Below are 23,130 nucleotides of genomic sequence, written 5' to 3' on the forward strand. Positions count from 1 at the left end.
TTGGTAGTGAAACAGAGAATTATTACTGGAGTGGTTGCTGCCGCGCTATTCATTCCCATCGTAATTTACGGTGGCGTGCCTTTTACGGTTTTAGTGTATGCACTTGCTTCTATAGGTTTATATGAATTAATTCGTATGAATAAGCTTACGCTTATTTCAGTACCAACAGTTTTAGCTGCAGTATTATTATGGATTATTTTAATTCCAAGCAGTGCATCAGAACTGTTTACGCAGATTGGATTAGGTAAATTAGAAATCACATTTGTGATTGTTTTATTACTTTTATCATATACAGTCCTTTCTAAGAATACATTTACTTTTGACAATGCTTCATTTTTACTAATGGCAACAACATATGTTGGAATGGGATTCCTATATTTGAATGAAACGAGAATATTAGGAATTAAATATGTGTTTTGTGCATTATTTGTTATATGGGCTACTGATTCAGGCGCATATTTCGTAGGAAAGGCATTAGGAAAGAGGAAATTGTGGCCAGAAATTAGTCCAAATAAAACGATTGAAGGTTCATTAGGCGGCATCGTTTGTGGAATTGTTGTGGCACTCGTTTACAATATGTTCTTCCCAGTTGAGGCTAATGTAGGGATTTTAATTGTGTTGACAATTATCATTTCTATTTTTGGACAAATTGGTGATTTAGTACAGTCTGCATTTAAACGTCATTATGGCGTAAAGGATTCAGGTACAATTTTACCTGGACATGGTGGTATATTAGATCGAACAGATAGTTGGTTATTCGTTTTACCAATTCTCTACTTCTTATTACAATACAATTAATAAATGAACGAGGGGTTGGAGTCATGAAAAACATTAGTTTATTAGGTGCAAGCGGATCAATTGGTACACAAACTTTAGATGTATTACGCTCGCACCCAGACCAATTCCGTCTCGTTGCTTTTTCTGTAGGGAAAAATATTGACTACGCAGTAAAGGTAATTCAAGAATTTTCTCCGCAAATCGTCTCTGTGCAAAGAGAGGAAGATGTTTTAAAATTACAAGCTGTCTCTGGTAATACAAAAATTGTATATGGTAGTGAAGGGCTCTTAGAAGTAGCATTACATCCAGATGCGGAGATTGTAGTAAATGCTGTTGTAGGTAGCGTAGGGTTGTTACCAACACTTCGTGCAATTGAGGCGAAAAAAACAATTGGAATTGCAAACAAAGAAACGTTAGTAACTGCAGGGCATCTTGTAATGGAAGCGGCACGAAAACATAATGTTTCGTTACTTCCAGTAGATAGTGAACATTCAGCTATTTTTCAATGTTTGAATGGTGAAAATGAAAAAAGAATTTCTCGACTAATTATTACGGCTTCTGGTGGAAGTTTCCGTGATAAAACGAGAGATGAATTGCATCATGTGACCGTAGAAGATGCGCTTAGACATCCAAACTGGTCAATGGGTTCGAAAATTACAATTGATTCTGCTACAATGATGAATAAGGGACTAGAAGTAATTGAAGCACATTGGCTTTTTGGTATCCCTTATGAGCAAATCGATGTTGTTTTACATAAAGAAAGTATTATCCATTCTATGGTTGAATTTGAAGATCGTAGTGTAATGGCACAGCTTGGCTCACCTGATATGCGAGTACCAATTCAATACGCACTTACATATCCTGATCGATTACCTCTTTCAGACACAAAGCAGTTGAATTTATGGGAAATGGGTACATTGCATTTTGAGAAAATGAACCAAGAACGTTTCCGTTGCTTGCGTTTTGCGTATGAAGCTGGAAAAGCAGGTGGAAGTATGCCAGCTGTAATGAATGCAGCGAATGAAGTAGCTGTTGAAGCTTTTTTACAAAAGAGAATTGGTTTCTTAACAGTGGAAGACCTCATTGAAAAAGCAATGAACCATCACAATGTCATTGCACGTCCGAGCTTAGAGGAAATTCTGGAAATTGATGCAGCCACAAGACGGTTTGTGATGGAACAAATTTAGCAAAGGTGGTTATGGAATTGAATACAGCGATTGCCTTTATATTAATTTTCGGTGCACTCGTATTTTTCCATGAGCTAGGGCATCTATATTTCGCAAAAAGAGCAGGTATTTTATGCCGTGAGTTTGCGATTGGTTTTGGTCCGAAAATATTCTCATTTGAAAAGAATGAAACGGTGTATACGATTCGATTACTGCCTCTTGGTGGCTATGTAAGAATGGCTGGCGAGGATGCAGATACAGTTGAATTAAAGCCTGGGAAAAAGGTTGGCCTCGTATTAAATGAAAAAGACGAAGTTGCGAAATTAGTTTTTGATGGATATGAAAAGTATCCAAATGTTCGCGTTATTGAAGTGGAACAAGCTGATTTAGAGCATAATCTAACAATTTCGGGCTATGAAGAGTACGAGGAAGAGCTTCAAACATTCCGAGTGAATGAAAAGGCTCGTATTATTACTGCTGGTGAAGAAATTCAAATTGCTCCGTATAATAGGCAGTTTGGCTCTAAGAAATTGGGACAACGTGCTTTAACAATCTTTGCAGGTCCTGCAATGAATTTCATTTTAGCATTTGTTATTTTTGTGATTCTTGGATTTGTACAAGGTGTTCCTGTTGACAAGCCAATGGTCGGAAAAGTGATGGAGAATAGTGCAGCTGAGCAAGCTGGATTAAAAGAAAATGATGCAATTCAAGCGATCGATGGGAAAAACACCAGTACATGGAAAGATGTTGTTACCATTGTACGTGAAAACCCAAATAAAGAAATTACGTTACAAGTAAAGCGTGATAATGAACAGTTTAATGTAAAAGTAACGCCGACGCTCGATAAAGAAGGAAAAGACGAAGTAGGTAGAATTGGTGTTTACTCTCCTGTAGAGAAAACAGTGATGGGTTCTATTAAATCAGGTTTTGAACAAACATACCAATGGACGAAACTAATTTTTGAGTCTCTTGTGAAATTAGTAACTGGTCAATTCTCTATTAATGAGTTGTCAGGTCCAGTAGGAATTTATAATCTAACAGATCAAGTTGTAGATTATGGATTTACGCGTGTATTAAGTTTAGCGGCAGTGTTAAGTATTAACCTTGGTTTATTTAATTTACTACCAGTCCCTGCTTTAGACGGTGGACGTTTGTTCTTCTTCTTAATTGAAGCGTTACGCGGGAAACCGATTGACCGTCAAAAAGAAGGAATGGTTCACTTTATTGGTTTTGCATTATTAATGTTACTTATGTTAGTTGTAACTTGGAATGACATTCGTAAGTTTTTCTTGTAAAATAAAGTGAAACTTATAATGAAATAGAGCTCGTAGAATAAAACCCCTCACCTAACTCGAGGTGAGGGGTTTTACTGCGTGTAAGAGTAAAATGAAGAGGTGCGAATAAATGAAACAAAGTATGGTATTCAGTCCTACATTACGTGAAGTTCCAGCTGATGCGGAGATTAAGAGTCATCAGTTATTACTTCGTGCAGGTTTTATGCGTCAAAATGCTTCTGGTATTTATAGTTTTCTACCATTTGGATTAAAAGTACTACACAAAGTAGAACGTATCGTTCGAGAAGAAATGGAGCGCGCAGGTGCTGTAGAATTATTAATGCCAGCGATGCAAGCTGCAGAATTATGGCAAGAATCAGGCCGTTGGTATTCTTACGGATCTGAATTAATGCGTATGAAAGATCGTAATGCTCGTGAATTCGCATTAGGAGCGACACATGAAGAAGTAATTACGGATCTTGTACGTGATGAAGTGAAATCGTATAAAAAATTACCGTTAACATTATACCAAATTCAAACAAAATTCCGTGATGAACAAAGACCTCGTTTTGGTTTATTACGTGGAAGAGAGTTTCTAATGAAAGATGCATACTCTTTCCATGCTACACAAGAGAGCTTAGATGAAGTGTACGATCGCTTATACAAAGCATACTCTAACATTTTTGCTCGTTGTGGCTTGAATTTCCGTGCAGTTATTGCTGACTCTGGAGCGATGGGCGGAAAAGATACGCATGAATTTATGGTATTATCTGAAGTTGGTGAAGATACAATTGCATACTCTGATACATCTGATTATGCAGCGAACATCGAAATGGCTCCTGTTGTAGCTACGTATACGAAGAGTGACGAAGCAGAAAAAGCACTTGAAAAGGTAGCAACACCAGACCAAAAAGCAATTGAAGAAGTATCTGCATTCTTAAACATTGAAGCTGACAAGTGTATTAAGTCTATGGTATTTAAAGTAGATGAGAAATTAGTAGTTGTACTTGTTCGTGGTGATCATGAAGTAAACGATGTAAAAGTGAAAAATGTATACGGCGCTTCAGTTGTTGAGCTTGCTTCTCATGAAGAAGTGAAAGAATTATTAAATTGTGAAGTTGGTTCATTAGGACCGATTGGTGTAACAGGTGACATCGAAATTATCGCTGACCATGCTGTAGCATCAATTGTCAACGGATGTTCAGGAGCAAACGAAGAAGGATTCCATTATGTAAATGTAAATCCAGAACGTGACTTTAAAGTGAGTCAATATACAGATTTACGCTTCATTCAAGAAGGAGACCAATCTCCAGATGGAAACGGAACAATTCTTTTCGCACGCGGAATTGAAGTTGGTCATGTATTCAAATTAGGAACTCGTTATAGTGAAGCAATGAACGCAACATTCCTAGATGAAAACGGAAAAACACAACCACTTATTATGGGTTGTTACGGTATCGGTGTGTCTCGTACAGTGGCAGCAATCGCAGAGCAGTTTAATGATGAGAACGGTTTAGTTTGGCCAAAAGCTGTTGCACCGTTCCATGTACATGTAATTCCAGTAAATATGAAATCTGATGCACAACGTGAAATGGGTGAGAGCATCTACAACTCATTACAAGAGCAAGGATATGAAGTATTACTAGATGATCGTGCAGAACGTGCGGGTGTTAAATTTGCAGATGCAGATTTATTCGGCCTTCCAGTTCGCGTGACAGTTGGTAAAAAAGCAGACGAAGGTATTGTAGAAGTGAAAGTACGTGCTACAGGCGAGTCTGAAGAAGTGAAAGTAGAAGAACTTCAAACATATATTGCAAATATTTTAAAATAAGAAGAGGTACCTCGTAATGAGGTACCTTCTCTTTCTTTGTAAACGTATTTTGTAAAAGAAGAAGGGAGAAATCTTTCTTTGTAGTACGTTTCACTTTATAATAGCAAATGGAAGGAGAGTGCTTATGTCTTTAACAAATGAACAACAAGAGCGATTTCAAATTTTACTCCAGCAGTTGCAAATACCAGATGACCTTATAAATCAATATTTACAAGGCGGTGGTATTGAAAGGCTCGTTATTGATAAAGCGAATAAAAGTTGGCATTTTGATTTACAAGTGCCACGTATTTTGCCTACAGAAGTATATGAATTGCTAGAAACAAAGCTTAAGCAATCATTTTCTCATATTGCAAGAACAACATTTGCATTAGAAACAGAGAATAAACAATTTACAGAAGAAGAGGTAAGAGCGTATTGGCCGCTTTGTACGGAACGAATTACATTTTCACCTATGTTTGCTTACTTAAAGAAGCAGCTTCCGCAGGTGAATGGCGTGAAGTTGCTAATAAATGTGAATAATGAGCTGGAATCTACTGCTTTAAAGAAAAACGTTGCGAAACCAGTAGGTGATCAATATGAAACTTTTGGATTCCCGCGTTTTCAGTTAGACACACATATACAGCAAAATACAGAAGAAATGCAAAAGTTTCGTGAGCAAACGCAGCAAGAAGACCGCGAGCGTGTTATACAAGCTATGGAAGAAATGGCGAAGAAGCAAGCTGAAGAAAGCAGCGTTGTGCATGAAGGGCCGATCACACTCGGGTATCTTATTAAGCCAGATGAAGAGATTACACCGATGCGAGAAATTCAAGATGAAGAAAGAAGAAAAACGGTTCAAGGATATGTCTTCCATGTGGAAACAAAAGAGCTTCGTAGTGGACGTACGTTATTAACTTTAAAAATAACGGATTATACAGATTCTATTATGATCAAAATGTTCTCACGTGATAAAGAAGATATTCCAATGCTACAATCCTTGAAAAAAGGAATGTGGGTGAAGGCTCGTGGTTCTGTCCAAAATGATACATTTGTTCGAGATTTAGTAATGATTGCAAATGACATTAATGAAATAACAGGACCGTCTCGTAAAGATAAAGCGCCAGAAGGCGAAAAACGTGTAGAGCTTCACCTTCATACGCCAATGAGCCAAATGGATGCTGTTACTCCTGTTTCTAGACTTGTTGCCCAAGCAGGTAAATGGGGACATGAGGCTATTGCGGTTACAGACCATGCTGTGGCTCAGTCGTTCCCGGAAGCATATTCTGCGGGGAAAAAGGCTGGAGTTAAAGTTATATACGGTGTAGAAGCGAATTTAGTTAATGACGGTGTACCAATAGCGTATAACGAAGCGCATCGTTTACTTGCAGAGGAAACGTATGTTGTCTTTGACGTTGAGACGACAGGGTTATCAGCTGTATACGATACAGTCATTGAGTTGGCTGCTGTAAAAGTAAAAGGTGGCGAAATTATTGATCGCTTCGAATCGTTCGCAAATCCGCATCAACCATTATCGGCGACGATTATTGAATTAACAGGTATTACAGATGATATGTTAACGGATGCGCCAGAAGTGGACGAAGTGTTTAAAAAGTTTGAGGAATGGATGGGCGACCATACACTTGTTGCTCATAACGCAAGCTTCGATATGGGCTTTATTAACGTAGGTTTTAAAAAGGCTGGACTAGAAAAAACGAATAACCCAGTTATTGATACGTTAGAACTTGCAAGATTCTTATTCCCGGAAATGAAAAACCATCGATTGAATACGATGTGTAAAAAGCTTGATATTGAATTAACGCAACATCACCGTGCGATTTATGATACAGAAGCAACAGGATACTTACTTGTGAAAATGTTAAAAGATGTGATTGAAAAGGGATTTGAATATCACGATCAATTAAATGATAGTATGGGGCAAGGGGATGCGTATAAGCGTGGACGTCCAAGTCATATGACGTTACTTGCCACATCAGATGTAGGATTGAAAAATTTATATAAACTTGTTTCCTATTCTCACCTAAATTACTTTTACCGTGTACCACGTGTACCAAGGTCACTATTAAAAAAATACCGTGAAGGGATTTTAGTAGGAACGGCTTGCGATAAAGGTGAAGTGTTTGAGGCAATGATGCAAAAAGCTCCTGAAGAGGTAGAAGAAATTGCGCAGTTCTATGATTACATTGAAGTAATGCCTCCAGAGGTGTTACGTCATTTAGTAGAGCGTGAACTTGTTCGAGATGAGGGGCAATTAAAAACAATTATTTCTAATTTAGTAAAACTAGGTGAGACGTTAGATAAACCAGTTGTTGCTACAGGAAACGTGCATTATTTAGACCCAGAGGATGCGATGTATCGCAAAATTTTAGTCAGTTCGCAAGGCGGAGCCAATCCGTTAAACCGACATTCATTACCGCCTGTACATTTCCGTACAACGGATGAAATGTTAGAGTGTTTTTCATTCTTAGGTGAAGACACAGCGAAAGAAATTGTTGTCACGAATACACAAAAGGTTGCATCGTTAATTGGTGACGTTCATCCAGTAAAAGATGATCTATATACACCGAAAATTGAAGGTGCAGATGATGAAACGCGTGACATGAGTTATAAAATGGCGCGTAGCATTTATGGTGAAGAGTTACCTGAAATTGTAGAAGCACGTTTAGAAAAAGAGTTAAAAAGTATTATTGGGCATGGATTCGCCGTAATTTATTTAATTTCACATAAGCTTGTGAAAAAATCGTTAGTAGACGGATATCTAGTAGGTTCGCGTGGATCGGTAGGTTCATCATTCGTTGCGACGATGATGGAAATTACAGAAGTAAATCCATTACCACCGCATTATGTATGTCCGAATTGTAAGCAATCAGAATTCTTTAATGACGGTTCGGTAGGTTCTGGTTTCGACTTACCAGATAAAGAGTGTCCGGTATGCAATATTCCATATGTAAAAGATGGACATGATATTCCGTTCGAAACGTTCCTTGGATTTAAAGGAGATAAGGTACCCGATATTGATTTGAGTGTGACACGTTCTTAACTGAAAAGGTTAAGCACTAGCATCTGCTAGTAGAACTGCTATTCCAAAGTATGGAATGATGGAGTAACGTCCTGAAACATACTCACTGAAGCTACGGCAAGCGATAGCGATATTGCAAACATCAACATCGTTTGAAGCCCGTTAAAGTAGGCTGAAGTTCATCCTAACGTAAAAGACGAGGAAAGGGAGATATAAATCTTCTGTGAATGATAGGTCTGGTGTCTATAAAATTCCTATGGTTAGAATCAGTAGAATGACTGGGACGAACCCTCGACTGACTTTTCGTGAATGTCACGTTATAGAAATATAACGGGGTCCAAAGAGGACTTCCAAGTGTGGATGAGTAAGCGTTTGGTTATGAAAATCCATACTGTGTTACAGGCACAGTCAAGCTTGGCGGAATTTAGGGGGGACCTAAGGGGATTATGTACAGATAAGAATAGTGGAACGTGTGAAGCTTTCGACATAAGAGAAGATTGCACTTCGATGACGATGGTATGTGGAAAGGCAGATGCTATAACACATTTTACGAAAGTGGCAGTAGTGCCGTAGTACCGCTTAATGAAATGCCGAAGATGACTGAATAACCAATAAGTCGGAGGATAAAAACATTTCAGAGGGAAGGGCACAAGTCGTTAACGTCGAAAACAAAACCTACAAAAGTCAGATTGGTGTATGACCAAAGAGAAACGAAAACTTCATAAGGAAGTGATTAGTTGGCTGACTTGATGATTCAAAAGTTAAGAAACAATGAATATTTTGGCTTGCAATCAATTTTTGATCATCTTTATGAAGAAAGCAAAAAGGGTCGATATTTCAAAAATATTTATGAGTTGATTATTTCTGAAGAAAATATTCGATTAGCCTTTCGTAATTTAAAAAGCAATACAGGTAGTAAAACGAAAGGTACAAATGGACACACAATAAAACATCTTAATAAAATAGATGCCGACAAGCTAATTAGATTAACGAAGAAGAGATTGGAAAACTACATGCCACATGCAGTAAGACGTGTGTTTATACCAAAGCCAAACGGAAAAATGCGACCTCTAGGGATTCCAACGATTGAAGACCGATTAATTCAGCAAATGTTCCTGCAAATTTTGGAACCGATTGTTGAAGCGAAGTTTCATCCGCAAAGCTATGGTTTTCGACCAAAACGAAGCACTCATGACGCTTTAGCTAGGTGCTATCACATGGTCAATCACAGTCATCAACATTTTGTAGTGGACATAGATATTAAAGGTTTCTTTGATAACGTTAATCATAAAAAGCTAATGAGGCAACTATGGACAATTGGAATACAGGATAAAAAAGTTTTATACATCATCAAAAAGATGCTGAAGGCGGAAGTTACAGGTGAAGGCATTCCTGTTAAAGGGACTCCTCAAGGGGGTATTTTATCTCCATTGCTAGCCAACGTTGTATTAAATGAACTTGACTGGTGGGTATCAAACCAATGGGAAACAAAACCAACAAGAGTACCTTATAAATTAAAACGTAATAAAACGGATGCACTTAAAAAGACAAGGTTAAAACCAATGTATCTAGTAAGGTATGCAGATGATTTTAAAATCTTCACAAATTCCTACGAAAACGCTAGAAAGATTAAAATAGCGGTTGAAAAATGGCTCAAGGAAAGATTGGGGCTTGAGATAAGTGAAGAAAAAAGTAAAATCACAAACTTACGGAAAAACGGTACCGATTTTTTAGGAATTCGATTTAGAGCAGTTCAGAAGGGAAATGCTAAAACTGGTTATATTGTAAATTCTAAAATGGACCCGAAAGCAAAAGGCAAAGTATTGGGTGTCATTAGGCATCAATTAGTGAAACTAAGAAAAAGTCCTACTCCAGAAAAAGTAATGAACTTTAACTCGAACATTCTCGGTTTGCATAATTACTACAAAATTGCGACCAGAATTTCTCAAGATTTTAATGAGATAAGACATAAAGTTCATCCAAATATAAAATCATTGATGTTTAGAAACATCTTTGTTTATACAAAGGAAACGAATAATATCATTGATAAGTTTTATGGAGATTATAATTGTCCAAGGTTTAAAAGTAATGGATTACTGGTCTATCCTATTGAAGCAATTCGACATGATATACGAGGTCAAAGAGACCCTAACTTCTCTGTTTATAATAAAAAGGATAGGGCATCAATTCATAAAGAAATAAAACGTGTGTCTGTGCGGGAAATCGAAATGTTTCGTAAAGGAATATATAAAACAAAAAGTGTTCTGTATGAAAATAATCGCTTAAGTAAATATGTCGCGCAAAAAGGATGTTGTGGCATAACGGGAGAACGATTGACTCCTCATAATGCTATATGTCATCACATCAAGCCAACAGGGCAAGGTGGTAGTGATGAATGTCACAACTTGATTATTATTAATAGGAAATATCATATGTTAATTCACAATAAAGACCCTCTTGCAAATGAAGATTATAAAAAAATGCTAGGCAAATTCGATAAGAAAGCATTAAGTAAATTAAATAAGCTGAGAACGGAAGTAGGAAATCCAAAACTCAGCTTATAAATTTCGAAAAAGTTAACGATGGAACGCCGTGTGAGTGTGAAAGCCTCATGCACGGTGTGGAGTGGGGGAAAAGTTGGAGATAATATCAAATGCTTACCTATCACTATACTTCTCCGGAGAATACCAACCACGTGCCCATAATTATACGAAAATACTGTTCGGTGAAGATTATGTATACCGTGCGGGTACAATAGGTACAGTTGCGGAAAAAACCGCGTATGGATATGTAAAAGGTTATGCAAATGATCATAATTTAACGATTCGAAATGCAGAGATTGATCGCTTAGTAGCAGGATGTACCGGCGTAAAACGTACGACAGGACAGCATCCAGGTGGTATTATCGTTGTGCCAGATTACATGGACATCTTTGATTTCTCACCAATTCAGTTTCCGGCGGATTCAATAGGGGCTGAGTGGAGAACGACACACTTTGATTTCCACTCGATCCATGATAATTTATTGAAACTTGATATACTAGGACACGATGATCCGACTGTTATTCGTATGTTACAAGATTTAAGTGGTATTGATCCGAAAACAATCCCAACGGACGATCCAGAAGTAATGAAAATCTTCTCAGGCCCGGAATCGTTAGGGGTAACGGAAGAACAAATTAACTGTAAAACAGGTACACTTGGTATACCAGAGTTTGGTACGAAATTCGTAAGGCAGATGTTAGAAGAGACGAAACCTACGACATTCTCTGAGTTAGTCCAAATTTCTGGACTATCACATGGTACGGACGTATGGCTTGGTAATGCAAACGAGTTAATTTATAACGGTACATGTACGCTGAGTGAAGTTATCGGTTGTCGTGATGACATCATGGTATATTTAATCTATCAAGGTTTAGACCCATCATTAGCCTTCAAAATCATGGAGTCAGTTCGTAAAGGTAAAGGTGTACCAGAAGAATGGGAAGAGGACATGAAAAGTAATAATGTACCAGGTTGGTATATTGATTCATGTAAGAAAATTAAGTACATGTTCCCTAAAGCCCATGCGGCTGCTTACGTACTTATGGCTGTACGTATTGCATACTTTAAAGTACATTTCGCGCTTCTATTCTATGCGGCATACTTTACAGTTCGTGCAGATGACTTTGACGTAGAGGCGATGGCGAAAGGTTCAGCAGCTATACGTGTAAGAATTGACGAAATTGCGCAAAAAGGTTTGGATGCAGCGCCGAAAGAGAAAAGTTTATTAACAGTACTAGAAATGACACTTGAAATGTGTGAGCGTGGATACTCATTCCAAAAGGTTGATTTATACCGTTCGCATGCAACAGATTTTATTATTGATGGGGATACTTTAATTCCTCCATTTAATGCAGTGCCTGGACTTGGTACAAACGCAGCTTTAAGTATTGTAGAAGCACGAAAAAATGGAGATTTCTTATCAAAAGAAGATTTACAGCAGCGCAGTAAGGTTTCGAAAACAATTATTGAGTATTTAGATAGTCAAGGTTGCTTAGGCGATCTACCTGATCAAAACCAGTTATCACTGTTCTAATAGGCAGGAAAAGTCTTTGCAAATCAACATTTGCTATGGTATACTATTAACCGAGATAACCATGTCATGTATATTGTGTGAAAAGAAGAGTGGGGAAACCCACTCTTTCGTGTTACTATCTACGTTTTATTGATGTAGAGAGGTAAGAAATTTCTGTCGTATATACATATTTTGTTACAAGTTTTACTTCTTAAATTTGGTAATACTAAGACAGATATTCCCTGCTAAACGGCAGGGGCTTTTGTTAGCTAACGAGAAAGAATAAGATGGACCGTTTTTATGAACGGGGTCTTTTCTTGTAAATGGTACATGGCGGCAGGAAGGAGGCTGTTTATGGATAAGAAAGTCACAGAAGTTGTAGAAGCATTTGCGCAGCCGATCGTTGAAGAGTTAAATCTTGAACTTGTAGATGTAGAGTATGTGAAAGAAGGACAAGACTGGTTCTTACGCGTATTCATCGATTCTGAAAAGGGAGTCGACATTGAAGAATGCGGTGCGGTAAGTGAACGTTTAAGCGAAGCTTTAGATAAAGAGGATCCAATTCCTCATCTTTACTTTTTGGATGTATCATCTCCTGGAGCAGAACGCCCATTAAAGAAAGAGAAAGACTTCCAGCAAGCGGTAGGAAAGCAAGTGGCAATAAAAACATATGAGCCGATTGATGGTGAAAAGATGTTTGAAGGGAAGCTACTTTCTTACGATGGTACTACAATTACACTATTATTAACAATTAAAACACGTAAAAAAGAAATCCAAATTCCAATGGATAAAGTTGCAAATGCGCGACTTGCTGTTACGTTTTAGTTAGAAGGGGGATCTTCATGAGCACTGAGTTGTTAGATGCCTTGCTCGTATTAGAGTCAGAAAAAGGAATTAGCAAAGATATTATTATTGATGCGATTGAAGCAGCGTTAATCTCTGCTTATAAACGCAATTTTAACCAAGCACAAAACGTTCGTGTGAGCTTTAACCCAGAAGTGGGAACAATTCAAGTTTTAGCACGTAAAGACGTTGTTGATAACGTGTTTGATCCACGTCTTGAAATTTCTGTTGAGGAAGCAAGACAAATTAATCCAAACTATCAAGATGGTGACGTACTAGAAATTGAAGTAACACCAAAAGATTTCGGTCGCATTGCAGCACAAACTGCAAAACAAGTTGTAACACAACGAGTGCGTGAAGCAGAGCGTGGTGTTATTTACTCTGAGTTTAGTGACCGTGAAGAAGATATCATGGTGGGTATTGTACAACGTCAAGATGCTCGTTTCATCTATGTAAGCTTAGGGAAAGTAGAAGCTTTATTACCTGTAAGTGAGCAAATGCCAAACGAACAGTATAAACCACATGATCGCATTCGTGTATTCATTACGAAAGTAGAAAAAACAACGAAGGGACCACAAATTTACGTATCACGTACACATCCTGGTCTTTTAAAACGTTTATTCGAAATGGAAGTTCCTGAAATTTATGATGGAACTGTTGAAATTCGTTCTGTAGCACGTGAAGCAGGAGATCGTTCTAAAATTTCTGTACATGCAGAGAACATTGATGTTGATCCAGTAGGTTCTTGTGTAGGACCGAAAGGACAACGTGTACAACGCATTGTAGATGAACTAAAAGGTGAAAAGATTGACATCGTTCGCTGGTCAAATGATCCAGTAGAATATGTTGCAAATGCTTTAAGCCCATCACAAGTTGTTAAAGTGCTTGTAGATGAAGAAGAAAAAGCAACAACTGTTGTTGTTCCAGACCACCAGCTTTCATTAGCTATCGGTAAGCGTGGACAAAATGCACGTCTTGCAGCTAAATTAACAGGCTGGAAAATTGATATTAAGAGTGAGTCTGATGCGAAACAACTTGGTATTGTAACAGAAGAAGATAGCGTAATCGCATTCGGATTCGATTCAGCTGAAGACGAAATCGAATAGAGGTGATGAGTGTGAGCAATCGAAAAGTTCCGTTACGAAAATGTGTTGCAACGCAAGAAATGAAATCAAAACGAGAGCTCGTTCGCATTGTTCGTTCCAAAGAGGGAGAAGTGTCCATTGATTTAACTGGAAAGAAATCAGGACGAGGTGCTTATTTATCAAAAGATAAAGAAAGTATTCTTCAAGCCCAAAAGAAAAATGTTTTGGAACATCATCTAAAAGCGAAAATCGACGGTTCTCTATACGAAGAGCTTCTTGAGCTTGTTGAGAAGGAGTCGAAATAAGTGTCCGATTGGAAATCGTTTTTAGGACTAGCAAACCGGGCTCGGAAAATTATTTCGGGTGAAGAACTTGTTTTAAAAGAAGTACGAAGTGGCAAAGCAAAGCTTGTATTGCTATCTGAAGATGCGTCAGCAAATACAACAAAACGTATCACGGATAAAACAACGTATTACAACGTACCAATGAGAAAGGTCGAAAATCGACAACAATTAGGGCATGCGATTGGGAGAGATGAGCGAGTCGTTGTAGCTGTGTTAGATGAAGGCTTTGCGAAAAAGCTGCGTAGCATGCTCGATACAAATTACCGGGGGTGAAGGTATGAGTAAAATTCGAGTGCATGAATATGCAAAACAACATAATATCTCAAGTAAAGATCTTATGACAAAACTAAAAGAAATGAATATCGAGGTTTCGAATCATATGACAATGTTAGACGATGAAGTAGTAAACAAATTAGATAATGAATATCAAGCAGAAAAACCTTCTGTTGCAGATGAGTTTGAAGTAGAAGAAAAAGTTGTTCGTAGCAAAAAGAACAGCAATAAGAAGAAGAAAAAAGGCAAAGGGAACGAAGACAAACGTCAAGATAACTTTGCTGGAAGACAACAAACGCAAACTGTAGAAACACCAGATAAAATCACTTTTTCTGGAAGCCTTACAGTAGGTGAGCTTGCTAAAAAGTTAAGCAAAGAGCCGTCTGAAATTATTAAGAAGCTCTTCATGATTGGAATTATGGCAACAATTAACCAAGACTTAGATAAAGATACAATTGAGTTAATTGCTACTGATTACGGTATTGAAGTAGAAGAAGAAGTAGTTGTAAGTGAAACTGAATTTGAGACATTCATCGATGAGCAAGATGATGAAGAAAACTTAAAAGAGCGTCCAGCTGTAGTTACAATTATGGGACACGTTGACCATGGTAAAACAACTTTACTTGACTCTATTCGTAATTCAAAAGTAACTGCAGGCGAAGCAGGTGGAATTACTCAACATATTGGTGCATACCAAGTTGAAGTAAATGATAAGAAGATTACATTCTTAGATACACCTGGTCACGCGGCATTTACAACGATGCGTGCTCGTGGTGCGCAAGTAACGGATATTACAATCCTTGTTGTTGCAGCTGATGACGGTGTTATGCCACAAACAGTTGAAGCAATTAGCCATGCGAAAGCAGCTGGAGTACCAATTATTGTAGCTGTGAATAAAATGGATAAACCAGCGGCAAATCCTGATCGTGTAATGCAAGAATTAACAGAATACGAATTAGTTCCAGAAGCTTGGGGCGGAGACACAATTTTCGTACCAATTTCTGCAATTCAAGGCGAGGGAATTGACAACTTGCTAGAAATGATTCTTCTTGTAAGTGAAGTAGAAGAATATAAAGCAAATCCAAATCGTTATGCAACTGGTACTGTAATCGAAGCACAGCTTGATAAAGGTAAAGGAACTATCGCGACATTACTTGTTCAAAACGGTACGCTTCGAGTTGGAGATCCAATCGTTGTTGGTACTTCATTCGGACGTGTTCGTGCAATGGTAAGTGATATTGGTCGTCGTGTAAAAGTTGCTGGTCCATCAACTCCTGTTGAAATTACAGGTTTAAATGAAGTACCACAAGCGGGAGATCGTTTCATGGCATTCGCTGATGAGAAGAAAGCTCGTCAAATCGGTGAATCACGTGCACAAGAAGCGTTACTTGCTCAACGTGGTGAGAAATCTAAATTAAGCCTTGAAGATTTATTCCAACAAATCCAAGAGGGCGATGTAAAAGAAATTAACTTAATTGTGAAAGCAGACGTACAAGGTTCTGTAGAAGCAATGGCAGCATCACTTCGTAAAATTGATGTTGAAGGCGTAAAAGTAAAAATTATCCATACAGGCGTAGGTGCGATTACAGAATCTGATGTTATTTTAGCTTCTGCATCTAATGCAATTGTAATTGGATTTAACGTACGCCCTGATGTGAATGCGAAGCGTACAGCTGAATTAGAGAATGTTGATGTTCGTTTACACCGTATTATCTATAAAGTAATCGAAGAAATCGAATCAGCAATGCAAGGTATGCTGGATCCAGAATTCGAAGAAAAAGTAATCGGTCAAGCGGAAGTACGCCAAACATTCAAAGTAACGAAAGTTGGAACAATCGCAGGTTGTTACGTAATTGACGGTAAAATTACACGTGATAGTGGCGTGCGTATTATCCGTGATGGCGTAGTAATTTTCGAAGGACAACTTGATACGTTAAAACGTTTCAAAGACGACGTAAAAGAAGTTGCACAAAACTATGAGTGTGGTATCACAATTGAGAGATATAATGATCTTAAAGAAGGGGACATCATTGAAGCGTACATTATGGAAGAAGTGAAGCGATGATTATCGCTTCACTCTCATTCGAGTGTATGATTTACGATGTGCATTCTTTAAAAGAGAAACGAGCAATTTTGCAACGAGTGCTAACACGTGTGAAGCAGCGTTATAACGTAGCTGTTTCAGAAGTAGGGCATCAAGATGTATGGCAACGTACAGAAATTGCAATTGTTTCCGTATCCTCAAATCGTGTTATTTGTGAAAAAGAAATGAATCGTGTACTTGAGTACATCGATTCATTTCCTGAAATTGAACGTACGATAACACAATTGGAATGGTACTGAATGAGGTGAAGAGTTATGAAATTACGTGCAAACCGTGTAGGCGAGCAAATGAAAAAAGAATTAGGCGACATCATCAGTCGTAAAATTAAAGACCCACGTGTCGGTTTTGTTACAGTAACAGATGTACAAGTGAGTGGAGATTTACAAATTGCTACTGTGTATATTTCTGTTTTAGGTGATGAAGAACAGAAAGAAAGTACATTAAAAGGTTTAGCGAAGGCAAAAGGCTTCATTCGTTCAGAAATTGGCCAGCGTATTCGTCTTCGTAAAACACCGGAAATTTCCTTTGAGTTTGATGAGTCTATCGGATATGGTCATCGAATTGATACACTTTTACATGAAATTAATAAAGACGGTAAACGTGAAGAATAATGGATAGACATTTGTCTATCCATTTTTTCAATGCAAAATAAATTTTGGGTAATTACTATGAAAGAATTATGATGAGGTGAACATATATGGAAGGTGTAGTATTATTACATAAGCCAAAAGGCATGACATCACATGATTGTGTATTTAAATTAAGAAAGATATTGCGTGAGAAACGAATTGGGCATACAGGAACATTAGATCCAGATGTAACAGGGGTATTACCCATTTGTGTTGGACGCGCAACAAAGATTGCACAATTTTTAACAAGTGAAACGAAAACATATGAAGGTGAAGTAACACTTGGATTTTCAACGACAACTGAAGATGCTTCTGGTGAAGTTGTTGAAACGAAAAATGTAGATCGTGTGATTACTCGTAAGGAAGTGGAAGGGGTTCTTGCGGCATTAACAGGTACGATTGAGCAAATGCCTCCGATGTTTTCAGCTGTAAAGGTTAACGGAAAAAAACTATATGAATATGCAAGAGCAGGACAAGAAGTTGAACGTCCAGTTCGTACAATAACAATTCATGAGTTTGCATTACTTGATGACCGTGAAGTGTTTGAAGGGGAAAATGTTTCATTTCGTTTCCGTGTAACGTGTAGTAAAGGAACATATGTAAGAACATTAGCAGTAATGATTGGTGAAAAACTTGGTTTTCCATCACATATGTCTCACCTTGTAAGAACGGCTTCTGGGGAATTTTTATTAGAAGACTGCATATCATTTGAAGAAATTGAAGAAAACGTGCAAAATGGAACAGTAGAGTCTATCTTCATTTCAATTGATGAAGCATTAAGTAAGTTCCCGAAAATGGTTGTAGATGAAAAGCAAGCAGAGAAAATAAAAAATGGTATGTTCTTAAAGAACGAATTAGAAACAACAGCACCATTTATTACAGTATTTGATCAAAATGATCGTTGCTTAGCAATTTATGAGCATCATCCAAAACACCCTGGCATGCTAAAGCCGATGAAAGTACTTGTGAATAATCAAGAACTAAAGCTATAATGAATTATTGGAAGGATTATTACAGAAAAAGGTGAATTCAAGCGTGAAACTTATTCATTTAACTCATCCACATGAACAAAATAAATTAGAATTACCACCTACTGTAATGGCATTAGGATTTTTTGATGGCATTCATTTAGGACATCAATGTGTAATTCGAACTGCGAAAAAAATAGCGGATGAACGGGGATATAAAAGTGCAGTTATGACATTTTATCCTCACCCATCTGTTGTTTTAGGGAAAAAGGATGCGCATGTGGAGTATATTACACCGATGCGTGATAAAGAGAAAATAGTCGAAAGTTTAGGAATCGATATATTATATGTTATTAAATTTGATGAATCATTTGCGGGTTTATTGCCACAACAATTTGTAGATGATTATATTATTGGTTTAAATGTAAAGCATGTAGTAGCAGGATTTGATTATTCATATGGACGTTTAGGAAAAGGGAAGATGGAGACTTTACCATTTCATGCAAGAGGGGAGTTTACACAGACTGTGATTGAAAAAGTTGAATTTCAAGAAGAGAAAGTAAGTTCTACAGCATTACGAAAGTTAATTCGAAATGGCGAAATGGAACAAATTCCATCTATTTTAGGTAGAGCGTATACAGTCGGAGGAACAGTTGTACACGGTGATAAACGTGGACGTCAAATTGGTTTTCCAACAGCTAATGTAGGTTTAAGTGATGAGTATCTATTACCACCTGTAGGTGTTTATGCCGTGAGATTAAAAGTTCACGATGAATGGTACGATGGTGTATGTAATATTGGATATAAACCAACGTTTAAGGATGATGAGCGTCAATTATCTATTGAAGTGCATTTATTTGAATTTAACAACGACATATATGATCAAAGTGTTACGGTAGAGTGGCATATGCATATAAGAGAAGAGAAGAAATTCAATGGCATCGATGAGTTAGTTGAACAAATTGCAAAAGATAAGAAAACAGCACAAGAATATTTTGCGAACGGAAAGAATATACTTGCTTTTTCAAATGAAAAGTAGTATTCTATGTTATGTACTTTATGACAACCATTGCTTGGCATTGCGACTCACCGACGCTTGCTAGGTAATTGGGGGTTTAATTAATAGGAGGTGAAATAGGATGGCTTTAACACAAGAGCGTAAAAATGAAATCATTGCACAATTTAGAACTCATGAGACTGATACTGGTTCTCCAGAGGTTCAAATTGCTGTCCTAACGGAGCAAATTAACACTCTAAACGAGCACTTACGTACTCACAAGAAAGATCATCATTCACGTCGTGGTCTATTAAAGATGGTTGGTAAACGTCGTAACTTACTAACTTACCTTCGTAATAGCGATATCACACGTTACCGTGAATTAATCACAAAGCTTGGCTTACGTCGATAGTCAAAGAAGCGGGAATATTCCCGCTTTTTTGTTAGGTAAAAATATATCTTCTACCCTTTATAGCTTACTTCATTTTCGGTAATACTAGAGGTAGAATATTGTGATATACTATCCATTTACATAGAAGAATTGAATACTTTAAATTGAGAGGGGTACTTAAATGAGTCAAGAAAAGCAAGTCTTCTCGATAGATTTAGCTGGTCGTCAGCTAACAGTTGAAACAAGTCAGCTTGCGAAGCAAGCGAACGGAGCAGTATTAGTAAGATATGGCGATACAGCGGTTCTATCTACAGCAACTGCATCAAAAGAACCAAAAAATGTAGATTTCTTCCCACTTACAGTAAACTATGAAGAGCGTTTATATGCAGTCGGAAAAATTCCTGGCGGTTTCATTAAACGTGAAGGTCGTCCGAGTGAAAAAGCAATTTTGGCAAGTCGTTTAATCGACCGCCCAATTCGTCCACTTTTCGCAGATGGTTTCCGTAACGAAGTACAAGTTGTCAGCATAGTAATGAGTGTTGATCAAGATTGTTCTTCTGAAATGGCAGCTATGCTTGGTTCTTCATTAGCGTTATCGATTTCAGATATTCCATTTGAAGGCCCAATCGCGGGTGCGACAGTTGGTCGTATTAACGGCGAATTCGTTATTAATCCAACAGTAGAACAGCAAGAACAAAGTGATATTCACCTTGTTGTGGCTGGTACGAAAGATGCAATTAACATGGTTGAAGCAGGAGCAGATCAAGTGCCTGAAGAAACAATGTTAGAAGCAATTATGTTTGGACATGACGAAATTAAACGTCTAATTGCATTCCAAGAAGAGATTGTACAAGCTGTAGGTAAAGAGAAATCAGAAGTGAAACTTTATGAAGTTGATGCTGATCTTAATCAAGCTGTACGTGAAATGTCTGAGAAGGATATGCATGCTGCAATTCAAGTACATGAGAAACATGCACGTGAAGATGCAATTAACGAAGTGAAAAAGCGTGTAATTGAGCATTACGAAGCGCAGGAAGCTGACGCTGATACATTAGGACAAGTAAGTGAGATTTTATATAAAATTGTAAAAGAAGAAGTACGTCGTCTTATTACAGTTGAAAAAATCCGCCCAGATGGCCGTAAAGGTGACGAAATTCGTCCATTAGCATCAGAGGTTGGCATTTTATCTCGTACACACGGTTCTGGTTTATTCACACGTGGACAAACACAAGCATTAAGTATTTGTACATTAGGCGCATTAGGCGATGTGCAAATTTTAGATGGTCTTGGTGTAGAGGAATCAAAACGCTTTATGCACCATTACAATTTCCCATCATTTAGTGTTGGTGAAACAAGACCGATGCGTGGACCAGGTCGTCGTGAAATTGGTCACGGTGCACTAGGAGAACGTGCTCTTGAGCCTGTAATTCCATCTGAAAAAGATTTCCCATATACAGTACGTCTTGTATCTGAAGTTTTAGAATCAAATGGTTCTACTTCACAAGCAAGTATTTGTGGTAGTACTTTAGCAATGATGGATGCTGGTGTTCCACTTAAAGCTCCAGTTGCAGGTATTGCAATGGGTCTAGTTAAAACTGGTGAGCATTACACAATTTTATCTGATATTCAAGGTATGGAAGATCATTTAGGTGATATGGACTTTAAAGTAGCAGGTACAGCAAAAGGTGTAACTGCACTGCAAATGGACATTAAAATCGATGGTTTATCTCGTGAAATTTTAGAAGAGGCATTACAACAAGCGAAAGTTGGTCGTGTGCACATTCTAAATCATATGTTATCTGTTATTGCAGAGCCACGTACTGAATTATCAGCTTACGCTCCAAAAATTATTACAATGACAATTAACCCAGATAAAATCCGTGACGTTATTGGGCCGAGCGGTAAACAAATCAATAAAATTATTGAAGAAACTGGCGTTAAAATTGACATCGAGCAAGATGGTACAGTATTCATTTCTTCAATCAATCAAGAAATGAATGACAAAGCTAAGAAAATTATCGAAGATATCGTTCGCGAAGTACAAGTAGGTGAAATCTACGAAGGAAAAGTGAAACGTGTTGAGAAATTCGGTGCTTTCGTTGAATTATTCAGCGGTAAAGATGGATTAGTTCACATTTCAGAACTTGCACTTGAGCGTGTAGGTAAAGTAGAAGACGTTGTGAAGATCGGTGATGTAATTACAGTTAAAGTTATCGAGATTGACAAGCAAGGTCGTGTGAATCTATCTAGAAAAGTATTGCTAAAAGAAGAGCAAGAAAAAGAAGCTGCTAAAGAAGAAAACAAACAAGAGCAGCAATAAGTAAAAGCCAGTTTATCTGGCTTTTTTTGTTATGTAAAAAATATGATTTACATATATTTTTATGTCAGTATAGGTATAGTTTTCATTATAACGCTCAAATTAACAAAGATAAGAAGAAAAATGGTTTTTATATAGTTAATGGGAGGGTTTATATGAAAGCTCGTATATTGGCATACATATGTATATTATTTTTATATGTCAGTGTAGGCTCTTATTCCGTTTTTGCACAGGATAACTTATATGAAGAAATTCAAAAACATGCAAAACAATATGAGATTGCACCTCAAAATGCGATGATTGATAAGATATGGAAAGCAACACCGGGATATAATGGAAGACAAGTTGATATTGAAGCATCATATAGTAATATGAAGAAACTAAAGAAATTTGATCAAAAACATCTTGAATTCAAGGAAGTATCACCGAGTGTCCACTTAGAAGATTTACCATCAGCCCCAATTTATAGGGGACATCCAAATAAAAAGATGGTGGGGTTAACAATAAATGTGGCATGGGGAAACGAGTATTTACCTCGTATATTAGAGGTATTGAAAAAACATGATGTGAAGGCGACTTTCTTTTTAGAAGGACGCTGGGTGAAAGAAAATTTGCGATTTGCAAAAATGATTGTCGATGCAAATCAAGAAGTCGGAAATCATTCTTACACACACCCTAATATGAAAACGCTATCGTCTGATGAAATACGAGATCAGTTACAAAAAACAAATCGAATGATCGAAGCAGCTACGAATCAAAAGGTGAGATGGTTTGCTCCGCCGAGTGGAAGTTTTCGGGATGAAGTCGTGAAAATTGCAGATGATTTCCAAATGGGAACGATTATGTGGACTGTAGATACAATTGATTGGAAGCGACCTGATCCAGATGTACTATTGCAGAGAGTGATGAGAAAAATACATCCAGGTGCTATCGTATTAATGCATCCAACTTCATCTACAGCAGAAGCATTAGATACAATGATTACAAAATTAAAGGAACAAGGATATAAAGTAGGGAATATAACAGAATTACTGGATGAAAAACGTGTGGATTAAATAC

General features: G+C 37.5%; 17 protein-coding genes and 2 pseudogenes. All 19 read left to right on the plus strand.

The window, feature by feature from the left end; all coding sequences use genetic code 11:
* Positions 1-6 precede the first annotated feature (6 nt).
* Positions 7-798: a phosphatidate cytidylyltransferase gene (cdsA, locus tag QCI44_RS08530; RefSeq protein ID WP_016086608.1), complete on the plus strand. Its 792-nt coding sequence runs from the start codon at positions 7-9 to the stop codon at positions 796-798.
* Positions 799-821: 23 nt separating this feature from the next.
* The gene (gene dxr, locus QCI44_RS08535) at positions 822-1,964 is read left to right on the plus strand and encodes a 1-deoxy-D-xylulose-5-phosphate reductoisomerase (RefSeq protein WP_016086609.1); all 1,143 of its coding nucleotides are present in this window, start codon (positions 822-824) and stop codon (positions 1,962-1,964) included.
* A 17-nt stretch (positions 1,965-1,981) separates the two neighbouring features.
* On the plus strand, positions 1,982-3,238 hold the full coding sequence (rseP, locus tag QCI44_RS08540) for an RIP metalloprotease RseP (RefSeq protein WP_016086610.1): 1,257 nt from the start codon (positions 1,982-1,984) through the stop codon (positions 3,236-3,238).
* Positions 3,239-3,347: 109 nt separating this feature from the next.
* Positions 3,348-5,048, plus strand: coding sequence for a proline--tRNA ligase (locus QCI44_RS08545; RefSeq protein ID WP_016086611.1), 1,701 nt, complete (start codon positions 3,348-3,350; stop codon positions 5,046-5,048).
* A gap of 124 nt (positions 5,049-5,172) precedes the next feature.
* Positions 5,173-8,070, plus strand: a pseudogene (locus QCI44_RS08550) (PolC-type DNA polymerase III); the annotation flags it as partial.
* A 743-nt stretch (positions 8,071-8,813) separates the two neighbouring features.
* Positions 8,814-10,628 (plus strand): group II intron reverse transcriptase/maturase, encoded by a 1,815-nt coding sequence (gene ltrA / locus QCI44_RS08555; protein WP_170959982.1) that lies wholly within the window; start codon positions 8,814-8,816, stop codon positions 10,626-10,628.
* 97 nt (positions 10,629-10,725) lie between these two features.
* Positions 10,726-12,141, plus strand: a pseudogene (locus QCI44_RS08560) (PolC-type DNA polymerase III); the annotation flags it as partial.
* 333 nt (positions 12,142-12,474) lie between these two features.
* On the plus strand, positions 12,475-12,945 hold the full coding sequence (gene rimP, locus QCI44_RS08565; protein ID WP_000359095.1) for a ribosome maturation factor RimP: 471 nt from the start codon (positions 12,475-12,477) through the stop codon (positions 12,943-12,945).
* Positions 12,946-12,962: 17 nt separating this feature from the next.
* On the plus strand, positions 12,963-14,069 hold the full coding sequence (gene nusA / locus QCI44_RS08570) for a transcription termination factor NusA (RefSeq protein WP_016086615.1): 1,107 nt from the start codon (positions 12,963-12,965) through the stop codon (positions 14,067-14,069).
* A gap of 11 nt (positions 14,070-14,080) precedes the next feature.
* Positions 14,081-14,353, plus strand: coding sequence for an RNase P modulator RnpM (gene rnpM, locus QCI44_RS08575; protein WP_000071127.1), 273 nt, complete (start codon positions 14,081-14,083; stop codon positions 14,351-14,353).
* Positions 14,354-14,665: a YlxQ family RNA-binding protein gene (locus QCI44_RS08580; protein ID WP_016086616.1), complete on the plus strand. Its 312-nt coding sequence runs from the start codon at positions 14,354-14,356 to the stop codon at positions 14,663-14,665. It begins immediately after the preceding gene.
* Between the two features lie 4 nt (positions 14,666-14,669).
* Entirely contained in the window at positions 14,670-16,730 is a 2,061-nt protein-coding gene (gene infB, locus QCI44_RS08585; protein ID WP_016086617.1) for a translation initiation factor IF-2, read from the plus strand.
* Positions 16,727-17,008, plus strand: coding sequence for a DUF503 domain-containing protein (locus QCI44_RS08590; RefSeq protein ID WP_000582364.1), 282 nt, complete (start codon positions 16,727-16,729; stop codon positions 17,006-17,008). The genes infB and QCI44_RS08590 overlap by 4 nt, the downstream gene beginning before the upstream one ends.
* Before the next feature lie 15 nt (positions 17,009-17,023).
* Entirely contained in the window at positions 17,024-17,380 is a 357-nt protein-coding gene (gene rbfA, locus QCI44_RS08595; protein ID WP_016086618.1) for a 30S ribosome-binding factor RbfA, read from the plus strand.
* A gap of 86 nt (positions 17,381-17,466) precedes the next feature.
* Positions 17,467-18,390, plus strand: coding sequence for a tRNA pseudouridine(55) synthase TruB (gene truB / locus QCI44_RS08600; protein WP_016086619.1), 924 nt, complete (start codon positions 17,467-17,469; stop codon positions 18,388-18,390).
* Positions 18,391-18,433: 43 nt separating this feature from the next.
* A complete protein-coding gene (ribF, locus tag QCI44_RS08605; protein WP_016086620.1) occupies positions 18,434-19,405 on the plus strand; it encodes a bifunctional riboflavin kinase/FAD synthetase in 972 nt (323 codons plus the stop codon).
* Between the two features lie 100 nt (positions 19,406-19,505).
* Positions 19,506-19,775, plus strand: coding sequence for a 30S ribosomal protein S15 (gene rpsO, locus QCI44_RS08610; protein ID WP_001229392.1), 270 nt, complete (start codon positions 19,506-19,508; stop codon positions 19,773-19,775).
* A 160-nt stretch (positions 19,776-19,935) separates the two neighbouring features.
* Positions 19,936-22,074 (plus strand): polyribonucleotide nucleotidyltransferase, encoded by a 2,139-nt coding sequence (gene pnp, locus QCI44_RS08615; protein WP_016086621.1) that lies wholly within the window; start codon positions 19,936-19,938, stop codon positions 22,072-22,074.
* A gap of 152 nt (positions 22,075-22,226) precedes the next feature.
* A complete protein-coding gene (locus tag QCI44_RS08620; RefSeq protein WP_016086622.1) occupies positions 22,227-23,126 on the plus strand; it encodes a polysaccharide deacetylase family protein in 900 nt (299 codons plus the stop codon).
* Positions 23,127-23,130 lie beyond the last annotated feature (4 nt).

The organism is Bacillus cereus group sp. RP37 (assembly GCF_040459695.1).
Classification (GTDB): Bacteria; Bacillota; Bacilli; order Bacillales; family Bacillaceae_G; genus Bacillus_A.